This window comes from Collinsella sp. WCA1-178-WT-3 (M1) (assembly GCF_009696325.1).
Lineage (GTDB): Bacteria > Actinomycetota > Coriobacteriia > Coriobacteriales > Coriobacteriaceae > Collinsella.
Map to the genome: position 1 here is coordinate 353,553 of NZ_VUME01000001.1, position 22,013 is coordinate 375,565.

The 22,013-nt window shown below is 58.8% G+C and carries 16 protein-coding genes; 13 read left to right on the forward strand and 3 right to left on the reverse strand.

Annotated elements, in window-relative coordinates:
- The first annotated feature begins 1 nt into the window (after position 1).
- The 3 genes from rplX to FYJ40_RS01560 all read left to right on the forward strand — a co-directional run bounded on the left by rplX (position 2) and on the right by FYJ40_RS01560 (position 2,682).
- Entirely contained in the window at positions 2-307 is a 306-nt protein-coding gene (gene rplX, locus FYJ40_RS01550) for a 50S ribosomal protein L24 (RefSeq protein ID WP_006235043.1), read from the forward strand.
- 545 nt (positions 308-852) lie between these two features.
- Complete coding sequence (locus FYJ40_RS01555; RefSeq protein WP_154515174.1) at positions 853-1,932, forward strand: Gfo/Idh/MocA family protein; 1,080 nt, start codon at positions 853-855, stop codon at positions 1,930-1,932.
- A 3-nt stretch (positions 1,933-1,935) separates the two neighbouring features.
- Complete coding sequence (locus tag FYJ40_RS01560) at positions 1,936-2,682, forward strand: DeoR/GlpR family DNA-binding transcription regulator (RefSeq protein WP_154514687.1); 747 nt, start codon at positions 1,936-1,938, stop codon at positions 2,680-2,682.
- 451 nt (positions 2,683-3,133) lie between these two features.
- Here FYJ40_RS01560 and FYJ40_RS01565 read toward each other — a convergent pair whose 3' ends face one another.
- Entirely contained in the window at positions 3,134-3,793 is a 660-nt protein-coding gene (locus FYJ40_RS01565; protein ID WP_370450530.1) for an RluA family pseudouridine synthase, read from the reverse strand.
- A 15-nt stretch (positions 3,794-3,808) separates the two neighbouring features.
- Complete coding sequence (locus FYJ40_RS01570; RefSeq protein ID WP_154514685.1) at positions 3,809-6,304, reverse strand: U32 family peptidase; 2,496 nt, start codon at positions 6,302-6,304, stop codon at positions 3,809-3,811.
- A gap of 299 nt (positions 6,305-6,603) precedes the next feature.
- Here FYJ40_RS01570 and FYJ40_RS01575 point away from each other — a divergent pair, with 299 nt between their 5' ends.
- Positions 6,604-6,981, forward strand: coding sequence for a RidA family protein (locus FYJ40_RS01575; RefSeq protein WP_154514683.1), 378 nt, complete (start codon positions 6,604-6,606; stop codon positions 6,979-6,981).
- Positions 6,982-7,225: 244 nt separating this feature from the next.
- Here FYJ40_RS01575 and FYJ40_RS01580 read toward each other — a convergent pair whose 3' ends face one another.
- Positions 7,226-7,882: a transcriptional regulator gene (locus FYJ40_RS01580; protein ID WP_370450529.1), complete on the reverse strand. Its 657-nt coding sequence runs from the start codon at positions 7,880-7,882 to the stop codon at positions 7,226-7,228.
- A 241-nt stretch (positions 7,883-8,123) separates the two neighbouring features.
- On the opposite strand from FYJ40_RS01580, the gene FYJ40_RS01585 reads away from it, so the two are divergent.
- The 9 genes from FYJ40_RS01585 to FYJ40_RS01620 all read left to right on the forward strand — a co-directional run bounded on the left by FYJ40_RS01585 (position 8,124) and on the right by FYJ40_RS01620 (position 21,982).
- Positions 8,124-8,717 carry a solute carrier family 23 protein gene (locus tag FYJ40_RS01585; protein WP_229770606.1) on the forward strand — a complete coding sequence of 198 codons (594 nt, stop codon included), beginning with the start codon at positions 8,124-8,126 and terminating at the stop codon, positions 8,715-8,717.
- A gap of 964 nt (positions 8,718-9,681) precedes the next feature.
- A complete protein-coding gene (locus tag FYJ40_RS01590) occupies positions 9,682-10,416 on the forward strand; it encodes a 3'-5' exonuclease (protein WP_195838495.1) in 735 nt (244 codons plus the stop codon).
- Between the two features lie 212 nt (positions 10,417-10,628).
- Entirely contained in the window at positions 10,629-10,751 is a 123-nt protein-coding gene (locus FYJ40_RS09105; protein WP_255481716.1) for a hypothetical protein, read from the forward strand.
- Between the two features lie 38 nt (positions 10,752-10,789).
- Positions 10,790-13,153, forward strand: coding sequence for a hypothetical protein (locus FYJ40_RS01595; RefSeq protein ID WP_154514679.1), 2,364 nt, complete (start codon positions 10,790-10,792; stop codon positions 13,151-13,153).
- 305 nt (positions 13,154-13,458) lie between these two features.
- Positions 13,459-13,665, forward strand: coding sequence for a hypothetical protein (locus FYJ40_RS01600; RefSeq protein WP_154514677.1), 207 nt, complete (start codon positions 13,459-13,461; stop codon positions 13,663-13,665).
- A 2-nt stretch (positions 13,666-13,667) separates the two neighbouring features.
- Positions 13,668-15,464 carry an N-6 DNA methylase gene (locus tag FYJ40_RS01605; RefSeq protein ID WP_370450528.1) on the forward strand — a complete coding sequence of 599 codons (1,797 nt, stop codon included), beginning with the start codon at positions 13,668-13,670 and terminating at the stop codon, positions 15,462-15,464.
- Positions 15,465-15,466: 2 nt separating this feature from the next.
- The gene (locus tag FYJ40_RS01610; RefSeq protein WP_154514675.1) at positions 15,467-16,723 is read left to right on the forward strand and encodes a restriction endonuclease subunit S; all 1,257 of its coding nucleotides are present in this window, start codon (positions 15,467-15,469) and stop codon (positions 16,721-16,723) included.
- Positions 16,724-16,725: 2 nt separating this feature from the next.
- Positions 16,726-19,818 carry a type I restriction endonuclease subunit R gene (locus tag FYJ40_RS01615; protein WP_154514673.1) on the forward strand — a complete coding sequence of 1,031 codons (3,093 nt, stop codon included), beginning with the start codon at positions 16,726-16,728 and terminating at the stop codon, positions 19,816-19,818.
- Positions 19,819-19,858: 40 nt separating this feature from the next.
- A complete protein-coding gene (locus FYJ40_RS01620; RefSeq protein ID WP_154514671.1) occupies positions 19,859-21,982 on the forward strand; it encodes a DUF262 domain-containing protein in 2,124 nt (707 codons plus the stop codon).
- Positions 21,983-22,013 lie beyond the last annotated feature (31 nt).

The following is a 22,013-nucleotide window of genomic DNA, read 5'->3' on the forward strand; positions in this document are numbered from 1 at the left end:
TATGTATATCAAGAAGGGCGATAAGGTCCAGGTTCTCTCTGGTAAGGATCGCGGCAAGCAGGGCGTTGTCCTGCGTGCTCTCCCCGCCGAGAACAAGGTCGTTGTCGAGGGCGTTTCGGTCGTCAAGAAGGCCGTCAAGCCCAACGCTGCCAACCAGCAGGGCGGCATCGTTTCGCAGGAGGCTCCCATCGATGCCTCCAACGTCAATCTCGTTTGCCCCGAGTGCGGTAAGGTTACCCGCGTCGGTCACGAGAAGGACGGCAAGAACAAGCTGCGCGTCTGCAAGAAGTGCGGCCACAAGTTCTAAGCTGCCCGCAACATCTAAGTTGCTAGCAAAGGCCCGGATGCCACGGCACCCGGGCCTTTTTCTATCCCTACTCATTGGGGACAGACTTTAATGAGTGGCTACTCATCGGGTACTCATTGGGGACAGACTTAAATGACTAGTCGTTGGGGACGTTCTTAAACGGTTAGTTGATGGGGACAGTCTTGCCACAAAGCGTCGTACGGGAAACGCCCTCAGGTTTCGGCAGCCTGGGACAGTCCCTATGTGCCGGCAGTTAGGGATGATCTTTTGATGTCTGATGCCCCTAGGGGGCAGAGTAAGACAGCCTGCTTTGCCTTTAGGGGTTTTGGTGTTCCAACTTTTTATGCATCATAACGATCGTTGCATGCGTATTTACGCACAGAGTCTTGCGCGATAATGCGCATAGTCGCGCAAATATCTGCTAATTATGGTTTAATAATAACCGATAAACAAATAAACACGCAAATACAAGCAAATACGCGCAAATTTGTGCGAATATAAGGCTGTTGGAAATGAAGAACTTCCGATGACTCAGGAGGCACATGATGACAGATTCCAAACAGGCTCCGCTCGACGCCGAAGCAGCCGCTAAGGCGGCGTTTGCCTCGGTTCAGGATCAGCCGTTCCCTAACGACATCTTTACGGCTCCCGAGCTTCGTTGGGCTGTGATCGGCTGCGGCGTTATCGCCAACCAGATGGCCCAGTCTCTCGCCCTTGCCGGTCGCAAGCTTGCGGGCGTCGCCAACCGCACGCTGTCCAAGGCCCAGGCTTTTGCCGAGCAGTATGGCGTCGAGAAGGTGTACGAGACGGTTGAGGACCTCTACGCCGATCCCGACATCGACGCCGTTTATATCACCACGCCGCATAACACGCATATCACCTACCTGCGCGCCGCTCTGGCAGCTGGCAAGCACGTGCTTTGCGAAAAGGCCATCACCCTCAACTCCGCCGAGCTCGACGAAGCGCGTGCCATTGCCGACGAGCATAACGTGGTCCTTATGGACGCCACCACGGTGCTCCACATGCCCTTGTATCGGGAGCTGCGTCGCCGCATGGATGCCGGCGAGTTTGGCCGCATGAACCTCGCTCAGCTCAACTTTGGCAGCTACAAGGAATACGGCGACCTGACCAACCGTTTCTACAATCGCAACCTTGCTGGTGGTGCCATGCTCGATATTGGCGTGTATGCCCTGTCCGTCATGCGCCTCTTTATGGCAAGCCAGCCTGTTGAGGTCGTTTCGCTCGGCAACACCTGCGAGACCGGCGTTGACGTTGCGGGCGGCATCGTCTGCCGTAATGCCGAGCAGCAGCTGGGCGTGGTGAGCCTTACGCTCCACTCCAAGCAACCCAAGCGCTCGGTCATCAGCTTTGACAAGTGCTATATCGAGGTCAACGAGTATCCCCGCGCCGATCACGCGACCATCGTGTGGACTGCGGACGGGCACCGTGAGGAGGTCCACACCGGCACCGAGGCATACGCTCTGTGCTACGAGATGGCCGACCTGGAGAAGGCCGTTGCCGGCGATGATTCGAAGCGCGAGCTTCTGGATTACGCTTCTGATGTTATGGAGCTTATGACCAAGCTCCGCGCCGACTGGGGAGTCGTGTACCCCGAGGAGGAGTAAGCGATGCTTGCGGAGGATAGGCTCAACGCGATCGTGTCAATGGTCCAGCAGGCTGGCTCGGTTACTGTGCAAGAGCTTGCCGATACCCTGGGCGTAACGGCGTCTACCATTCGGCGCGACCTGCAGACGCTCGATCGAGCACACCGCATCGCCAAGGTCCACGGCGGAGCGACGAGTCTTGAGCGCGCACACGTGACGCGCGACCTAACGCTCAATGAGCGCAGCGTCCTCCATAACGACGATAAGGAGCGTATCTGCGCCCGTGCGGCGGCGCTGGTGGAGCCCGAGAGCTTTGTGTACATCGATTCGGGCTCGACGACGCTCAAGCTCATCGAGCATCTTCCACACCTTGAAGATGTCACCTATGTGACCGATTCCGTGCTCCATGCTCAGCACCTCGCTTTGCGCGGCATGCGTACCGTGGTACTGGGCGGCGAGCTCAAGCCCGAGACCGAAGCACTCGTTGGCCCCGATGCCTTGGCAACCTTAGACCGCTACAACTTCAACTGTGGCTTTTGGGGTTCTAATGGCATTGCCGCCGAGCAGGGCTTCACGGCGCCCGATATCGAGGAGGCGCAGGTTAAGCGCATCTCGATGCGCCATACGGCCAAACGCTTTGTAATCTCGGACGCCAGTAAATTTGGCATGGTGGCGCCCGTCAAGTTCGCAGATTTTCGCGACGCAACGATTATTACCGCGGGCGAGGTGCCCGCCAAGTACCGGGCAATGGACAACGTCATCACGGTCTAGCAAGCAGGAGCAGGCCAAGGCCAAAACCATCACAAAGGTGCCTGTCCCCATTGTGGTGGTTAGTAACGAAAACCGAGTAGTTTTCTCAATAGAAAAGCGGCAACGTCCATCACAGGCGTTGCCGCTTTCGTTATCCGCCGGTTTGTCTAAGTCTGTAACAACTGGACCGTTAAAAGTGGGTTAGATGTTACAGATTGAGATACTTCCGAACCGCGCCATCCCTTTGTCTCAATCTGTAACATCTGGGATCGATTTTGCCGAGTTATTGTTACAGATCGAGATTTTCCCTTGAGGGGGATTTGAGTGTCTCGATCTGTAACAGATAGACCGGAAAATGGGTTCTAACTGTTACAGATCGAGATGTTTTGGGGCCGCGGCTGAGCCATCGTGGCGGCTTTACGTTTGCCCAGATAAAACCTGCCAAAATAAACCTGTCCCTTTTTGGCAGGTTTTAGGGCTCCCAGGGGCAGGGGGCTTCGATGTGGATGCGCTCGCCGGTTACGGGATGGGTAAAGGATACGCTGTGGGCGTGGAGCATGAGGCCACAGGGGCGCGGCGTTCCGTACAGGTCGTCGCCAACCAGGGGATGGCGCTCGCTTGCCAGGTGCACGCGGATCTGGTGTTTGCGGCCCGTGAGCAGCTCAACATCGATATACGAACGGGCGGGCAGGCCTCGGCGGCTCTTAAGGCGCTTGAGCACCTTGACGCGCGTCTGCGACGGCTTGCCGCTGGCGCCGACGCGCATCTTGCGGCTATCGTGGCGGTCGCGGGCGATGGGCTTGTCGATGAGTTTTTCGTTCCAATCGATCTTGCCCTCGGCGAGCGCCAGATAGTGCTTTTCGAAGGCGTGGTCGATGACCATCTGGTCAAAGGCGGGCTGCGTCTGCTTGTCGAGCGAGAACAACACCACGCCGGTAGTGTCGCGGTCCAAGCGGTTGAGCGGCTGCATGTCGGTCGCGGCAAAGCCGTCGCCCATCGCCAGCAAAAGGTCGCTGGCATAGTCGGTAAGCGTGCGCTCGCCGGTGCCGTCGCCGTGGACGATCATGCCGGCGGGCTTATCGATGGCCATGAGCCAGGCGTCGCAGTAGAGGACTTGAGGTTCTTCGTTCACGTGTAAGCCTTTCGGTTAGCTAATTCCCACAAACATGCAGCCCGAAGTGGCGCCGCGCAGGCGGGCGGCGGGCTTACGGCCGGCCTGCGCGGCCTCGACGGCGCGACGGACGCGTGCGACGGCGCGGCCAATCTCATCGGCCTCGAGCAGGGTTCCGTCGACCATGAGACGGCGCACGCCGGCGTCGAGCAGCTGTGGAACCTGCGGTGTGAGGTCGATGGGGTAGGCGTCGTACAGGCGCGAGCGGCCGTGGATGTCGGTACGCACCGGCATGACCTTGCCGTCGATATTCTTGAGCGACAGCTTGCGGGCGCGCAGGCGGCAGTGGGCACAATCGTGGATGCAGCCATTGGCCACCTGCAGGATGCAGTGCTCGCTCGTCATAACGCGCGGGCGGCCGAAAACGGTGATGCCCAGGGCCGCGGGCGCGGAGGTACCAAGCGAGATAATCTCGTCGAGCGTGATCTCGGGCGAGAGCCAAAACGCCCCGGCTCCGCGCTCGGCGAGTGCCTCCATGCAAGGCGTGTTGTGCACGGGCAGGCAAGAGCGAATCTCGGCCGTGGCACCAACCTGGGCGGCCAGGGCAAGCTCAGAGATGTTGCCAATAGCGATCGTGGCACCGGCAACGACCCACGGGTCGACGCGCGCGTGGTCGACGGCGCGGCAGACCTCATCGAGCACGGGAACAATACCCTGCTCAAACGCATCGGCGGGGGAGAGCTCGGCCGCATCGAGCGCGTCGGTGGTCATGTAGATGCGCGCGGCTCCCTCCGCGCGCGCGGCCTCGGCGGCGTCGAGCGAGGTGACGGTGGCGCAGATCTGCGGCTCATCGCGGTAGTGCTCGGGCGCGGGGCGGGAATCACTGGTGACAATCGCCGGCAGCTCGAGCGTGTGGGCGCGCTCCTCGTAAGGCGCCAGAACGGCCTCCTCGAGCGCCTTGCAAGCGGCGGCGCGCACCTTGTGCACAGCGGAGAAGCCCATGCCACAGCCCTCATCGAGCGCCACGTCAAAGCTCGCGGCCTCAAAGGGCGAGGAGCCCATGCGGCCCACATGCTCCACCAGATCGGATACCTCGACGGCGCGGGTCTTGGCGGCCTCGACGGTAAAGCCGGTGGCGGTGGCGGTGAGCGTGGGGTCGTCGCAGCAGGTGAGCGTGACGGTAAACGGCTCGCCCAGACGCGCCGCGACGGACACGTCTACGGCGCGGCGGCGTAGCACGTCGCGCTTGAGCGCGGCGCCGGCAGCGTCAATGGCGCGCTGACTGCGAATCACACGCACGCGGCAGCCCTCGGGCATACTACGGGGCACGCGGCACTCGATGATGTCGCCGGCGGCGGCATCATCGGCGGCGATGGTAGTCAGGAACTGGTCGAACTCATCGTCGTGACGAAGCTCCAACAGGTCGCCCTTGCCCACGGGCTCAAACAGCTCAATGCGGGCGATGGCGGCGCGGCGACGACGGTCGTCGGGTTTGAGCCCGCGCACGTCGCGGTTGGCCATACGGCTGCCCAGCACCGTGCCCACGATCTGGCCGCGGTTGTTGGAGCGCTCGTAGCTCATCATCTCGTCGCCCGAGGTGCCGTCCTGATAGGCGTGCGTAAAGTCGCGGTTAAAGCAGCGCTTGAGTTGGCGCTGGCGAGCGGCGTCCTCGTCCTTATCTACGACGGCCCCGGCCAGCATGTCATCGATCTGATGACGATACACATCGACGATGGAGTACACGTAATCGGGCGCCTTCATGCGGCCCTCGAGCTTGAGCGATGCGGCGCCGGCGTCATACAGGCGGCGAACAAGCTGCGACGTGTTGGTGTCGCGCGGGCATAGCGCGCGCTCGCGACCGGTAGGGGAGAGCGTGCGGCCGTTCTCGTCGATCAGCTCGTAGGGCAGACGGCAGGGCTGAGCGCACATGCCGCGGTTGGCCGAGCGGCCCGCCATGGCAAAGCTCGAGAGCAGGCACAGGCCCGAGTAGCAAAAGCAGATGGCGCCGTGGCTAAAGACCTCCAGGTCAACGTCGGGCGCGGCGTCGTGGATGGCGGCGATCTCGTCGATGGAAAGCTCGCGCGAGAGGGTCACGCGGTCGGCGCCCTGCTCGCGGCACCAGATGGTTCCACGGTCATCGTGGATGTTCGCCTGGGTCGAGATATGGGTCTCGATGCCGGGCATGGTGCGCTTGACCTCAAAGAACAGGCCCCAGTCCTGGATGATAAAGGCGTCAGCGCCCAGCGTGGAGCAACGGTGGATGAGCTGCAGCGCATCGCTCATCTCGGACTGCTTGATGACGATGTTGACCGTGACGTAGACGCGCGAGCCGGCCAGGTGCGCGGCGCGGCAGGCCTGTTCAAAGGCCTCATCGGTAAAGTTGGTGGCCTTGCGGCGGGCGTTGAAGCTGCCCATGCCGCAGTAGATGGCGTCTGCCCCGGCGGCGAGCGCGGCGGCAAAGGGCTCCGGGCCTCCGGCGGGGGCCAGAAGCTCGGGCCTGCGGTTGGTGGTTCGGCTGGCGGTTGCGGTCATATCCTGCCTTTCAAAATGCTCAGATATTCAAAAGTATAGTGGCGCCGTCGCGATGGGCGATGCCCGCAGCCTAAGCAGGACAAAGTCTTCAGCAGCCTGGGCTGGCTGACCCCGTGGAGAACCGTTCAGCGGTTCGGGGAAACCGTTGGGCGATAAAATATTATTGCAATCTGATAATAATCTTGCATCGGGCAAAATCATCCCCTACTATCCCAATCAAGCGCGGTGTTCAGACCGAACTGTGCCTCCCGGTGCGAACGCCGCGCTCACGCTCTCTATTTGATCGTAAGGAGAAAAACATGAGCAAGACCGTCGTGTCTTCCGATAACGCGCCCGCAGCCATCGGCCCGTATTCTCCCGGTATCCAGTCCGGCAACATGGTGTTCCTGTCCGGCCAGCTGGGCATCGATCCCGCGACCGGCAAGCTGCCCGAGGGCATCGAGGCCCAGGCCAAGCAGTCCCTCGCCAACGTCGAAGCCCTGCTGACCGCTGCCGGCGCTACGTTTGCCGATGTCGTCAAGACCACGGTCTACCTGGCCGACATCGCCGACTTTGCCGCCGTGAACGAGATTTATGCCTCCAAGTTTGAGGCCCCGTTCCCCGCGCGCAGCGCTTTCCAGGTTGCCGCTCTTCCGGCTGGCGGTCTGGTCGAGATCGAGGTCGTCGCCGCTCTCTAAGGCGTTGGCAACAACTAAACATGACATGCAAAAAGACCCTGCAGCGCGTGTGAACTGCAGGGTCTTTTGTCACGTGACGGATCGCTTGCGGAGCCACCAAGGGCAGTCTTTTTGGGACGGGGCCATTTTAGCTACCCCTATATGCAGGATTGATTTTACTTGCGGCTCATTGAAATCGTGGGCAGAGGGAGGGTAGCTAAAATAGCCCCGTCCCAAAAAGACTGCCCGCGCCCCATTTTGCTCGTTAGCCTTCCTTGCGAACTTTTTGCAGGTAGCGGTAGACGCTGGGCTCCGAGATGCCCAGCGCGGTGGCAGCGCAGGCAACAGCGCCCTTGAGCATAAATACGCCGTTGCCGTTAAGGTGGCGAATAACGTCCACGCGATCGGCCTGCCCAAGTGAGGCGACATCCTGGCCGCGGCTTTCGAGCAACTCGGAAATGCTGCGGTCGATGAGCTCCTGCGTGGACTCCGAAAGGCTTTCGATCTCGATGGGGGAGGGCTCCGTGCGGACCGGCGCGGCGTCGAAGCAGGCCATGAGCTGCTGAGCCATGGCGTTGATGGAGCGTACCGTGGAAAGATCGGTGTTGACGCAGAGCATGCCGACGATCTCGTTATCCTCGCGAATAAAGTACGTTGCGGATTCCAACGTCTTGCCACCGGCACCGCGCCCCTCGTAGCCCGTAATAAACGGCAGGTCGCGATACTTGGGATCGTGCATGATCTTGAGTGCCAGATCGGTGGCGGGACCGCCGACCTTGCGGCCGCTCACGATGCCGTTGCGGATATCGACGATGGCGTGGTCGGGATCCGAGAAATCGTGCAGCACGATTTCGCTGTTTTTGCCGAGTATCTGCTCCAGGAAATCGACCATCGGCAAAAAGCGACGTACAGTCTCGTTCACGGGCAACTCCTTTGGATGAAATCGGAAGTTTCATAACAATTTTTTCTCATGGTAACACGGTGTCTATTGACTCGTATATTCGCAGGTACATTGCGTAATACAGACGAACGGTAGGATTTTGGCGGTAAGCGGTCGACCAAAAGAAAAGTTAGATGTTATTTTGACCAGACACTTTCCTGACCTGCGGAAATGCGTTGTCTAAGCTGAAAAATAGTCTGATAACAAAAAATTATTATTGAGAATGAGAAAGAGCACCGACATCATTCAGGTGGCGCTCATTCTTTCGGCAATCGACACGGCCCTTCAGGCCTTCGCTCCCTTCCGCCGCATCGGCGGCGGCCTGCTGGGCGGTCTTCCCACCAGCGCCCTTGGCCAGAACGTGGGCATCATCTGCTCCAATAAGGTCGTCAACAAGTGGGTCTTTGTGATCATCGCGTCCGTCTTTGCCATCGCCGGTCTGTTCCCGCAGCTTTCTGCCGTGCTCTCCGCCATCCCGCAGCCTGTCATCGGCGGAGCGACCGTCGGCGTCTTTGGCACCATCACCATGAACGGTGTGCGCATGTTCACCCGCGAGGGCCTTACGCAGCGCACCACCACCATCGTCGGTACCTCCGTCGTCTTTGGCCTGGGTATCTGGATGGCCAGCGGTTGCCTTGCCGGCGAGGGCATGCCCACCTGGGTGTCCACCGTCATCGGCTCCAATGCCGTAACCCCCACCGCCATCATGGCCATTGTCCTTAACCTGATCCTTCCGCAGACGCCGGTCGTGGCTCAGCACATCGATGCTGCCAAGGACGCTGCCGTGGATCTGGTCTTGCCCGAGAGCAAGAAGTAACCAATTTGGTGCTATTCGTCGGCGGACGCATCGCCTCGTCCGCCGATGTCATGCGGCGCCAAGCCGCACTTCAAAGGGTTTGTCCCGTGGGTAAAATAAGGCTGACGGAAGCCCAAGCGGTGAAGAGTTGGGCAGCGCCGTTGCTCAGTTTAAGGGGTCAATGCCTTAACGGCGTCGACCCCTCTTTTTATGCTTCGAACACTGTTTGAGTGCCTCGGAAAGTCCGACAAGCGCCGTGAGGAGCGAGATCAGAGCGGTCAGGAGCTTCCGGAACGGTCCATGTGCGGTGGTGTACCGCCCCTTTTGCGTGCGCCGCTTGTCGAATTACGTTATAGCTGGCTATATTATAGGAAGGTATAATATAGCCAGCTATAACGTAAAGGAAGCTGAGGGTCCGTCCTGTGTTGTTGGTGACGGGGCTTTGCCCGATCGCGCGGTCTTTAGCATTTGCGGTTGAGTGCTCCGTGGATGTTGAGTGGTGGCTGGAGTAGAGCGACGAGTTGAGCGAACGCAGGAGCGGGCGCCGAGGCCTCGTTACCGAAAATCCATTTGTTAAACCAAGCGCCCGTGGGTAGAATAAAGTTGACGGCAGCCCAAGGGTGATAGCTGGGCAGCGCCGTTGCTTGGTCAAGAGGTCAGTGCCTTAATGGCAGCGACTTGTTATGCTTCGAATGCTGCTTGAGTGCCTCGGAAAGTTCGATAAGCGCCGTGAAGAGCGAGACCAAAGCAACCAAGAGCTCTACGAGCTCTGATGGGCCCGGGATGACCGCTGATTCAAGTCACCGGGCCTAAATCTTTTTCATCCATTTGAATAGAGTGGGCGGCGCTCTTGGGGTCGACTGTATGGTGTGTGCCTGGCGCGCGTGGCATTGCACCCCGCTTTTGTGTCCGCACGGGCGCCTATCCTTACGGCAATGTAGCCGCCTATGTAGCAAGCGGCAGGCAACGGAGAGAGGCCATAACCGTGTCAGCTGAAAAGACGCCGGGTATCTCGGCTATCGATACGACGAACTTTGCGCGCCAGATCGTGCTGGACTTTGAGTTTGCGCCGGTGCCAAAGCAGCGCCAGCGCCATGGACTGCGCAATGAGATTATCGAGGTCGGCGCCGTCAAGCTCGATTACCACGGCAACGTTATGGGCGAGTTCTCGCAGTTTGTGCAGACGGAATTTACCGAAGGCGTTGCGTTTCCCGTCCGCGAGCTCACGGGGATATCGGCCGTGGATACCGCGATGGCCGATCCGCTCTATGTGGTGATCAAAAGGCTCAGCGATTGGATCGGTCGCTACTCCGCCCAGGTGGTTTGCTGGAGCGGGACGGACCGTCGACAGCTTTTGACCGAGTGCCAGGCAAAGCACATCGACCTTTCCGCATTTCCTACGGACTGGGCCGACCTGCAGGCGTTTTACACCTCGATTATGGACGTGGGTAGCCATGGGCGCGTTTCGTTGGGCGATGCGGCGATGTGGTTTGGCATCGAGTTCGACGAGTCGACGGGCCATGCCCACAGCGCCCTAGCCGATGCGCGCGTGACCGCCAAGCTGCTCAAGCAGATGATGGAGGGGGACTATCACGTGAGCCCGCGCGCCCAGGAAGTCCGCCAGCGGTGGGGGATGGGCGAGCGAGCCCAGACGCGCCTCTCCAGCAAGTGCCCCGAGCTGAGCGACCTGCTGCTGAAGCTGAAGGCGGAGGGGAGGTAGGGGGGCTCATTTGGCGACAAGCGGACGGAATGGTTGCGCGAAGGATTCTAGGATCAGCAGCAGATGACTGCGTTTGGGATCCTATTCAGGGACGCGCTGACACTCGCTGGGACTAAGCAGGTCAAGAGCGTGGACATCGAGATTGTTTCCATTATCGAAGAGCGGCTTGCTAACATGATTCGCTGGACGGACAGGCAGAGACCCGTGACGCTGTGCTCGTTATCGTGCACAATGAGGCGTACAGGCTGCCAGAGGCGAACTATCCCGACGAGGTTCTGAGCAACTGCATCATCGAGATTATCGAGTACTTCTACGAGAGGGATTTGGTGGCGTAGAGCAATCTGATTTTACGCGTTTGCAGGAGGAAACCGGTATGGCAGACGAGCTTGTTTTTAGTGGCGGCGAGATAGTTTACAGTATGTCCCAACTGCCCAAAGTTGCATCTGTGCCGCTGAACGGTAGCGCCGTGCTGGTTGGTTTTAAGGACGCTCCCAATGGGGAGGAGGTCCTCTTTGATTTTGACCCTCGGGCTGAAAAGGCTACGAAGCTCGACTATGAACTTGCAGCCGTTAGCGGGCTTCTCACGGGCGCGTTGAATATCCTTTGGCAGAAAGACTTCAACCTAGAGGGTGCCAAAGCCTGGGGCGACGAGAAGGTTGGCAAATTCGTTCTTACGATTGCCAAGTCTGCGGGTATGACAAAGGCGGATGCAACTCTAGAAGATGCTATTCGCTTTCTAGAGAAAGAGTTTCCTCTTGCCGCGGACAAGCTGACTGCCGAGTTTGGTGGTGGGCTCCAGCATCATCTGCGGGACTTCTCGCACCACCCGAGCTTGGTTGGCCTTGCGTGTTCGATCCTCTCGCAATTCACCTGCAAAGGCTATGGTACCGATACGGCCGGCCGGTTTGTCGCCTTTGACCTGCCTGCCGCCGTCTTCGATCCCGACTGCCCTCTTATAGGCAGGAACGTTCCAGAGAAAATCGCGTTTGGCACTCTGTCCTGGGCGATGCATCTCGCGAGCGACATGGCGGGGTCTAGTTCAAACCCCGGTAAGGGGACGGGTATTCCCGGTGTCGTGCTGTCCCTGCTAAAGGAGCTCTCCTCCCTGCCTGTTTTTCAAGACATGCAGATTGCCTATCAGGGCGAGGATATTCGCATTCAGCAATGGATCTCAAAACTGTTTAACGGAACGGCGTTCAAAACCGAGGACGGCAAGCCCATTCGCTTCGACCTTCGGACGGAAGTCGGTCTTCTCGATCAGGCTTTAAGCCAGGTGCCAGCTGTCGTGGCCAACGAGGTTATCGTTCGTTGTCTCTACATGCTTTCAAGGCTCAAGGCCGAGCTAGAGCGTTGTGAAGTGAGCAAGGTCTCCGGCTTGAACAAACTCAAGGCTTCGCATTTTATGCCCTATAACAGTAGGGCCCTCACTCGCATGGTCACGGTTTCGAGCACTTCGTTCGTTCTGGCGAATCTGGCGACGGCGGCGGTCAGGGCGGGTATCGAATGCGAGGGGAACAAGGTCGTTTTCGCCCAGAAGTTCTTCTTGCGAATAAACTACATTGGAGTTGGACGCCTTGCGTTTGCCCTCCATGCCGACTGGGGCTATATGGCGGAGGAAATGTCCGAGGCTTGGGCCGAGCGCGCCAGGCGCCGCCAGGATATCTTCGATGGATTCCACTTTTATAGCCTAGATAGAGAAACGACGAGGATTGCCTTCTCGCTGAAGCTTGCCGCCATCAACTACGACTGCGGGAGCGAGAAGAACGAAGTGCGCAAAGGGCAAAAGAGGAGCTGGGCTCGCGCGTGGCAGGATTCGGTCGCGGATGGCCTAGGCATTGATGCAGACGGCTACTTTTTGAGCGAGGAAGATGCGTACGGAGCCCTTGAGGCTATTTCGCGGCGGCGAGGCGGTAAAGTGCGTGCCTTGCTTGTCGCGCAGGAGTTGGTTGAGTTTCGCCCCTATTCGCAGTTGGAAGATGAAGAGAAGAAGGAATACAAAGGGTTGAAGGAGAGTGGGTCTTGGGTTAAAGATGAATTTCCCAGGAGACAAGACGCGGTTGATTTGGACGCCGTACGTTCCCTAGAGAAGCAATGCGGGGCGCATATCCGTGAGCTTTCAGGTACATTGCCAAAGGTCTTGGTGGGTGGCGTCATTGCCGTGGCGGCGGCCCTGGGTACAGGAGGAGTGGCCGCGGTATTGGCTCCGGATATTGCTGTCGGTATCTTTGGAGGCTCGTTTGTCGGCCTTCACGGGGCTGCGCTTGTCAATGCGAGCCTTGCTGCAGCTGGCGGTGGGGCCTTGGCCGCCGGCGGCATGGGCATGGCCGGTGGCACTGCTTTGATTACGGGCGGCGGCGCCGCGCTTGGTCTATTGGGTTCCGGCGGCGTTGCCTTGGCGGCATCGATGGGGGAGAACTACGCGCAGTTCGTGCTCGTCGAATGTTCGAGGCTCCTTGCTTTTCTTGATGTGGCTACTGACCGCTGCCCGCATGAAGGGGCCATTTTGGTGCGGAAAGCGGCCGAGGCCGTGCAGCGCAGCATCGCTGGTGTTGAGGAAGATGTCGAGAAGGAGAATGGAAAAGGGGGTCGCAGGGATAGCAGGTTGCTTAAGCAGCTGAAGAGGGGTCTTGGGTATTTGACTTCAACCCTTAAGCGGATTGAGAAGATGCAGAAGCGCCTTGGTACCGACGGTGGGAGTGAGCCGCTCAACAGCTTGCCGGCAACAAGTGATGAATAGGTTCGGGCAGTCTGGCTGCAATTCTATGCCATTAGCGCCCTCGCTCAAGCTGGCGTCATGCTTACCCATCTCTTTGTGGAACGTGATAAGTGTGTTAGCGGCTTGCTCGGTGTCTTTTTGAGTTGCCGACTAGTTCTCGTCGAGCTCCTTCAGGCGGGAGAGACGACGGTTCAGAATGCTATTCCCCCTTCTTATTGGTGTTAATTACTTGTCTATCCATCTGTGCTAGACGGTAATTAGTTTTCAGTCCTTTGCTAGAATCATAGGCACATTTGTATTGCATCATGCAATCGTGGAGGTTGCCAATGAAATACGCCGATCTTATCGACGGAGATGCCAAGGCAAGCGAGCTCAAGAGCTTTCTTGTGGATGGCGAGAATGTTGCCGTGACCATCCGCATACCTAAAAACATGCGTGATGCGGCGAAGGACGCCGCTGCGCTTTCTGGCATCAGCTTTACCTCGCTGGTAAAGATGAGCCTCATCGAATACCTGACCAAGAAGGAGAAATAGTAGTGGCGGATAGCGACGACCTCATCAAAGCCGTTGGCGCAAATATTCAGGAGAAGGCATCTCTCATCTGGAGCGCAGCCGATACCCTGCGCGGCCCTTACAAGCCGCACGAGTACGGCCTGGTCATCCTCCCCATGACAGTCATCAAGCGCTTCCATGACTGCCTCGCGCCCACCCACGACGCCGTCCTCGCCGCCGCCGAGAAATACAAAGCTTTCTCTGTAAAAGACGGCTTTCTGCGCGAGGCCTCCGGCTACCCCTTCTACAACACCTCTAAGTTCACCTTCGAAACGCTCAAGGCCGATCCAGAGAACATCGAGGACAACTTCAGGGATTACATCAACGGGTTCTCGGACAACGTGCAGGACATTCTGGCGCGCATGAAGTTCGCCGACCAGATCGAGCGCCTTTCCGACCCGGATGCACCGCTGCTCTACCAAGTTGTCTGTGACTTCTGCAAGCCACAGGCCGACATGTCGCCCGACAAGATCAAAGCTGTGGACATGGGCTACATCTTCGAGAACCTCATTCAGCGCTTCTCTGAGTCTTACGACGAGGACGCCGGCGCCCACTTCACGAGCCGCGACATCGTGTATCTCATGACCGACCTGCTCATTCAGGCCGACTCGCATGTATTCGACGGCGACCGCATCACAAAGACGGTTTACGACCAGACCATGGGCACCTCGCAGATGCTTGGCTGCACCGAGGAGCGCCTGCGCCAGCTCGACTCGGAGGCACGCGTGACCTGCTATGGCCAGGAGTTCAACCCCTTCACCTTCGGCATCGCGAAGGCGAGTGCACTCATCCGCGGCGAGGACGACACCAACATGCGGTTTGGCGACACGCTCTCGGCGGATAAGTTCGAGGGCTTCAAGTTCGACTACTGCATCTCCAACCCTCCGTTCGGTGATCCGTGGAACCCGCAGGCCGCCGCGGTGGAGAAGGAGTTCAAGTCTGCCGGCGGAGGGCGCTTCCCCGTCGAGAAGCTCCCCGCCAAGGGCGACGGCCAGATGCTGTTCGTGCTCAACGGTTTGTCAAAACTCAAGGACGATGGTGTGATGGCGATCATCCAGGACGCGAGCCCGCTCTATAAGGGCAAGCCCGGCAGCGGTGAGGACAGCATCCGCCGCTACGTATTGGAGAACGACTGGCTCGATGCGATTGTGCAGCTTCCCTGCGACTCGTTCTACAACACGGGGATCGCTACCTATGTGTGGCTGTTCAGCAAGGCGAAGGCACCCGAGCATCGCGACCACGTGCTGCTTATCGACGCCTCCCAGTGCTTTGAGAAGCGCCGCAAGGGCATCGGCGACAAGAAGAACGACATCACCAAATCCTGCCGCGATCTTATCGTTCAGGCGTATTCCGAGTACCGCGACGGCGCCTGGATGGGCGTCGGATCCAACGGGCAGGAGGTTGCAGTCGAGGCTCGCCTGATGGAGACGGTCGAGTTTGGCTTCAACCGCGTGACTGTCGAGAGCCCCGTCGTTGACGAGGACGGAGAACCCGTTCTTAACAAGCGCGGAAAGATGCAGCCCGACAAGGCGAAGGAGGACACCGAGGATATCCCGCTGACGCAGGATATCGACGCCTACATCGAGCGCGAGGTACGCCCATACAACGAGTATGCTTGGGTGGACAAGAAGAAGACCAAGGTGGGCTACACCATCCCGTTCACGCGCGTCTTCTACAAGTATGCCGAGCTGGAGCCAGCTGACGAGATTGCCAAGCGCATCCTAGAGCACGAAAAGACGCTCGAGGGGAGCCTCGAGGCCCTCTTCGGAGAGGCGCGTTAGCGATGCGGGAGATGAAGGACAGCGGCGTCGAGTGGCTCGGCGAGGTGCCCGCGGAATGGGCGTTGCGCCAAGCAGGCCAGCTTGCGGTCCAGACGAAGGTCCCAAACGAGGGCATGATCGAGACGAATCTTCTCAGCCTCAGCTACGGCAAGGTCAAGAGGCGCGACATCAATGCCACCGATGGCCTGCTGCCGGCCAGCTTCGAGACCTACAATGTCATCGGGCCCAACGACATCGTTCTCAGGTTCACTGACCTGCAGAACGACCAGAAGAGCCTGAGGGTCGGCAGGGCCACCGAGCGCGGCATCATCACGTCTGCCTACGTTACCGTTCGGCCACTCAATCCGTCCTACTCGAGGTTCATGTACTACGCCCTGCACGCCTATGACCTGCGCAAGGGTTTCTACGGCATGGGCGCAGGCGTACGCCAGGGTCTTAAGTGGCAGGAAGCCAAGTACATAAAGCTGCCGTGGCCCGGCGACGCCGAGCGCGACCGCATCGCGGACTTCTTGGACGAGAAGTGCGACGAGATCGACCGTGCTGTCTCTGCCGCCGAGCGGTCTATCGAGGAATACAAGGCCTACAAGAATTCCATCGTCAACCAGATCATTACCAAGGGCCTCAACTCAAATGTTCCCATGAAGGACAGCGGCGTCGAGTGGCTCGGCGAGGTGCCCGCGGAATGGGCGTTGCGCCAAGCAGGCCAGCTTGCGGTCCAGACGAAGGTCCCAAACGAGGGCATGATCGAGACGAATCTTCTCAGCCTCAGCTACGGCAAGGTCAAGAGGCGCGACATCAATGCCACCGATGGCCTGCTGCCGGCCAGCTTCGAGACCTACAATGTCATCGGGCCCAACGACATCGTTCTCAGGTTCACTGACCTGCAGAACGACCAGAAGAGCCTGAGGGTCGGCAGGGCCACCGAGCGCGGCATCATCACGTCTGCCTACGTTACCGTTCGGCCACTCAATCCGTCCTACTCGAGGTTCATGTACTACGCCCTGCACGCCTATGACCTGCGCAAGGGTTTCTACGGCATGGGCGCAGGCGTACGCCAGGGTCTTAAGTGGCAGGAAGCCAAGTACATAAAGCTGCCGTGGCCCGGCGACGCCGAGCGCGACCGCATCGCGGACTTCTTGGACGAGAAGTGCGACGAGATCGACCGTGCTGTCTCCGCAAAGCAAGCCATCATCGCCGACCTCAAGGCGTACAAGCAATCGCTCATATACGAAGCCGTTACTGGAAAAAGGGAGGTCTAAGTATGGGCGCTCAAACTAAGGAAAAGAACCTCGAGGAGGATATCGAGTCGTTTCTCTGCTCATCTGCGGGTGGTTTTCTCAAGTGCGATGACAAACACTCGCTTCTTTACGTCGAGGACGGCACCTATCAGATGGTCAATGGCGGCTACATGGAGCACCGTGACCGTGCGCTCGACGCTACGACTCTGGTCAACTTTATCCAGACGACGCAGCCCAAGGCTTGGGAGCGCTTCGAGCGCATGTGCAACTCCGATTCCACGGCGAAGTTCGCCAAGGTCTTCAACGACGCCGTCGACCGCCTGGGTATGGTCGCGGTGCTCAAACACGGTTTCAAGCACCGAGGAATTCCGTTCAAGGTTGTATTCTTCAAGCCGGAGAACGGGCTTAACGAAAGCGCTGCCGATCGCTATGCCAAGAACGTCTGCCGCTGCATCCGCCAGTTCCATTTCGCCGAGACGGGCAACCAGACCGTCGACATGGTCCTGGACGTGAACGGTATCCCCCTTGTGGGCATAGAGCTCAAGGACCAGTTCACCGGACAGGACGTCGAGAACGCCATACGCCAGTGGCGCGAGGACCGAGATCCGCGGTGCCGCTGTCTCAAGTTCAACACGCGCATGGTGGCGTTTTTCGCCGTCGACCTCGAGAACGTCTACATGACCACCAAGCTGGAGGGCGCGAAGACCTTCTTCCTGCCGTTCAACCAGGGCTCCGCCGGGGCGGGAAACGACGGCGGAGCCGGCAACCCCGCAAACCCCGATGGCTATGCCACGAGCCACCTGTGGGAAGTCGCCCTGCAGAAGGACAGCCTGCTCGACATCGTCAACAAGTTCCTCCACCTGGAGGTCAAGGAAGAGACGGAGCTCGATGCGCGCGGCAACGAGGTGAAGCGCAAGAAGGAGCGCATCATCTTCCCTCGTTACCACCAGCTCGACTCCGTGCGCAAGATCATCGCCGACGTGCGCGCGAGCAGGACGGGCAAGAACTACCTTGTGCAGCATTCGGCGGGGTCGGGCAAGTCGAACAGCATCGCCTGGACGGCCTATCGTCTGGCATCCCTCTTCGTGGATGATGCCCCGCTATTCGACTCCGTGGTTGTCGTCACCGACCGCCGCGTACTCGACAGCCAGCTGCAGGAGACCATCTCGGGCTTCGACCACGCCATAGGCTCGGTCGTGACCATCGGCAAGGACAAGACCTCGGCCGACCTGCGAGACGCCATCAACGGCGGCGCCCGTCTCATCGTCTCGACACTTCAGAAGTTCCCCGTGATCTATGAGCAGGTCGAGAGCGAGGGCAAGCGCTTCGCGATCATCGTCGATGAGGCGCACTCGTCCCAGACGGGAACGAGCGCACTCAAGCTCAAGAGCGCCCTTGCCGACAAGCGCGACGCGCTCGAGGAGTATGCCGAGATTGAGGCGGAGGCCGAGGACGCTGCCGCCGATTGGGAGGATCGGCTCGCCGACGAGCTTGCGAGCCACGGCCGTCACCGAAACCTGACCTTCGTGGCCTTCACCGCCACGCCGAAGGAGCAGACGCTCGAGATGTTCGGCGACGAGTGGCCCGACGGGACCTTCCATCCGTTCCATATCTACTCGATGCGCCAGGCGATTGAGGAAGGCTTCATCATGGACCCTCTCGCCAACTACGTGAGCTATTCGGAGGCCGTCGAGCTCGCGCGCACGGTCCCCGACAACCCCGACGTGCCGAGCAGTCCCACGCTCAAGCTGCTCCGCAAGTATAAGGAGCTGCACCCCTATGCCCTCGGCCAGAAGGCAGAGATCATCGTGGAGACGTTCCGCAACGTTACGCGCACCAAAATCCGCGGCAAGGGTAAGATGATGGTGGTCACTGCCTCGCGCCTCGCGACGGTTCGCTACTACCACGAGATCAAGCGCTACATGCAGAAGAAGGGCTACGACGACATCGAGGTGCTGGTGGCCTTTTCCGGCGGCATCAGCGACCCCGCGGACGGCCCCGACGGCCCCGAGTACACCGAGCCGTCCCTCAACGTCGGACACGACGGCCGGAGGATAGCCGAGAGCCAGACGAAGGCTGAGTTCCACAACTACGGCGACGTGCTCGTCGTCGCCGAGAAGTACCAGACGGGCTTCGACGAGCCCTTGCTGCACACACTGGTGGTGGACAAGAAGCTCAAGGACGTGAAGGCCGTCCAGACGCTCTGCCGCGTCAACCGCATCCATCCGGACAAGGAGGACACCTACATCCTCGACTTCGTCAACAAACCCGAGGATATTCAGAAGGCGTTCGAGCGCTTCTACACCGAGACGTCGCTTTCCGAGCAGATCAACACCGACCTCCTCTATCAGGTGCAGACCGACATTCGCGGCTATGGGCTTTATGACGAGCCTGACATCGAGGCTGCGGCGGAGATAGTCTTCACCGACGGCAAGGGCAAGTCGCAGAGCAACGTGCAGGGAAAGCTCGCGGCCGTCTTGAAGCCGGCGGTCGCGCGCTACAACGAGCTGGATGACGACTCGCGCTACCAGGTGCGTCGCAAGGTGCGTAGCTTCTGCAAGTGGTACACCTACATCACCCAGATTGTGCGCATGTTCGACCGCGACCTGCACAAGGAGTACGTGTACCTAAGCTATCTGCGCAACCTCCTCAAGGTCGAGAAGATTCCCGTCGAGGCGGTGGACGACAAGGTCGAGATGCGCTTCTACAAGCTCAAGCGCGAATTCGAAGGGAGCATCTCGCTTGAGTCTGGCGGCGGAGTGCTCGAGCCAGGCGGCGCTGCCAAGACCGTGGTACCCGACAAGAAGCGCGACCCGCTGCAGGTGCTCGTGGACAAGTTCAACGAACAGTGGGCGGGCAACTTTACCGAGGGCGACCGCGTGGTGATCGACACGCTGTGGAAGCGTATCGCCGAAAACCCGCAGGTCGCCGACACCATCCGTCGCGACGGCAGACAGGTCTTCGAATCAAGCCTGCTGCCCAAGGTGTTCGATGAGGAGGCTCGCCGCGCCTATGTGGAGAACACGGACTCCTTTACCAGCCTCTTTGAGGACAGTGAGAAGTATCGCGCCATGATGAGCGCCATCGGGCAGCTGCTGGTTGAGAAATTCAAGTAGGATTCCTGAGATTGATGTTGGAAAAAGGGAGCAAGCGCAAATGAAAGCAACCGAGGCAAATCTACTCGACCTTATGGGCGTGGCGAAGATGCAGTTCGTCATTCCCGTGTACCAGCGAGTTTACTCGTGGAGTGTAAAAGAGTGCGAGGTGCTTTGGGATGACGTCATGCGAGCGGGTCGTGATGGCGTATCGCATTTCGTGGGGTCGATGCTCTATATCCCCGAGTCCGAGAGCTCTGCCACGAGTATTTCGCGCGTGCTTCTGATTGACGGGCAGCAGCGCATGACGACGTTTTCGTTGATGATCGCTGCCTTGGCCGACTATTTGGAGAACAATCCCGACAAGGCCGGCTTCCTTGGCGATCTAAAGATTTCGGCTTTGCGGAAGAACTATCTCTTTAACGATGATGACTACAACGGCTTGGCGCGCTACAAGCTGGTGCTCTCGCAGGACGATAAGGAGACGCTGTTCTCCATCGTATCCGGGTCTCCCGTGCCGGATGAAAAATCGGATCGGATCGTCGAGAACCATGCGTTCTTCCGCGAGAAGATGCGTGGTAAATCATTTGATCCGGCAAGGCTTTGGGCGGGGCTAAACCGCGTGCAGGTCATCGACACTAAGCTCACCGCTGGCGTTGACAATGCCCAGCTCATATTTGAGTCCATGAACTCCAAGGGCAAGCCGCTCACGCCCATTGACCTCATCCGTAACTACGTTCTAATGTCGCTTCCCAACGACGAACAGACCAAGCTTTACGAGGGTTACTGGCATCCACTCGAGCACTTGTTCGGAAAAGGCGGCGAGGACGAGTTCAATGCATTTATCTGGTACTGGCTGTGGCTTAAAGTTCCCAATAGGATGCCGAAGGAGAACGAGGCCTACTACGAGTTTAAGCGCTATTTCACCGACGACTACGACGGTGACACCGAGGGCCTGCTTAAGGAGCTGCGCGGGTATGCACATAGATACGCCAGCCTGTTCCTTGGTAAGGAGAAGGACGACGGACTGCGCCGAGTGTTCGGCAGAATCGTAAGCCTCGACGTGAAGCAGATAAGGCCCCTCTTAATGTTGCTTTACTCGGTTTACGAGGGGAATGGGCTAAGCCGCAATGCGTTTCTACGTATCTGCGAGACTATCGAGTCGTTCCTGTTCAGGCGGGCGGTTTGCGGCAGGCTTACCACGGGCCTAAATAATTTCTTTGCCGGTATGTATCGCAATCTTGAGCAACAGGACGATATAGAGGAGTACGTTACGGCGATGCTCCTTATCCATAACAGTGGTATGACCGCGTACTTCCCGACGGACGAGCATTTTGTCGAGGAGTTTAAGACGCGTGACTGCTACAACCGCTTCTCCAAAAAGCGCTATTACCTGGAACGCATGGAGAACTGGCACCACCCGAAGGAGTCCATCTCGGCTGACGATTACCAGATCGAGCACGTCATGCCTCAGACGATCGATGATGTGCACGGCTGGAAGGAATCGCTTGGCGATAACTGGGAGGATATCCACGACAGGCTGTGCAACAACTTGGGAAATCTTACGCTGACGGGCTACAACCAGGAGTACTCAAACCGGTCGTTCTCGGACAAGCTCAATCTGCCTGACGTCGGATTTAAGTGCAGCCCGCTCTACCTAAACAAATCGATTGTCTCGCATGAAAAATGGGGCGAGGAGGAGATTAGACAGCGCGCGGACGAGCTGGCGAAAGAGGCGTGCGAGATATGGAAGTACCCCGATCTTCCGGCAGAGGTCGTCGACAAGTATCGCCCCTCTCGCGGGGAGTCTGACGAGGCTCCTGTCTGGACTCTGCAGGAGAATCACCCCACTTTTGCTGAAGGCGGACTCAACCAGAAGCTTTTCGATGAGGTGTGCGAGTCTGTTCTGAGTGGTAACCCTTCGTGGGAGTCCTATATAGCCAAGTACTATGTAGGCTTCAGGTCGGGTAAGCGAAAACTGCATGCCGTGTTAGAAGGCAGGACTAGCAACGGCGGCTGGATTGCCGTTGGCTTGGCAAAGAGCGTGGACGAGCTGATTGACCCGGAGGATATGTGCCAGGACAAACGTACGCAGGGCGGATTTGGGCCGGGTATGCCGACCTATGTTGCACTCCGTAGCGCTGACGATATTCCCGCGGTGCTCGATCTCATAAAGCAGTGCTAGATTGAAGGCCGGGAATCTAATTCCCGGCCCT

Bases quoted from the DNA above. Each gene is read 5' to 3' on its own strand.
- FYJ40_RS01600 (WP_154514677.1), top strand. From the start codon at position 13,459: ATGAAATACGCCGATCTTATCGACGGAGATGCCAAGGCAAGCGAGCTC.
- FYJ40_RS01555 (WP_154515174.1), top strand. From the start codon at position 853: ATGACAGATTCCAAACAGGCTCCGCTCGACGCCGAAGCAGCCGCTAAG.
- FYJ40_RS01615 (WP_154514673.1), top strand. From the start codon at position 16,726: ATGGGCGCTCAAACTAAGGAAAAGAACCTCGAGGAGGATATCGAGTCG.
- FYJ40_RS01620 (WP_154514671.1), top strand. From the start codon at position 19,859: ATGAAAGCAACCGAGGCAAATCTACTCGACCTTATGGGCGTGGCGAAG.
- FYJ40_RS01585 (WP_229770606.1), top strand. From the start codon at position 8,124: ATGAGAAAGAGCACCGACATCATTCAGGTGGCGCTCATTCTTTCGGCA.
- FYJ40_RS01595 (WP_154514679.1), top strand. From the start codon at position 10,790: ATGGCAGACGAGCTTGTTTTTAGTGGCGGCGAGATAGTTTACAGTATG.
- rplX (WP_006235043.1), top strand. From the start codon at position 2: ATGTATATCAAGAAGGGCGATAAGGTCCAGGTTCTCTCTGGTAAGGAT.
- FYJ40_RS01570 (WP_154514685.1), bottom strand. From the start codon at position 6,304: ATGACCGCAACCGCCAGCCGAACCACCAACCGCAGGCCCGAGCTTCTG.
- FYJ40_RS01560 (WP_154514687.1), top strand. From the start codon at position 1,936: ATGCTTGCGGAGGATAGGCTCAACGCGATCGTGTCAATGGTCCAGCAG.
- FYJ40_RS01610 (WP_154514675.1), top strand. From the start codon at position 15,467: ATGCGGGAGATGAAGGACAGCGGCGTCGAGTGGCTCGGCGAGGTGCCC.
- FYJ40_RS01575 (WP_154514683.1), top strand. From the start codon at position 6,604: ATGAGCAAGACCGTCGTGTCTTCCGATAACGCGCCCGCAGCCATCGGC.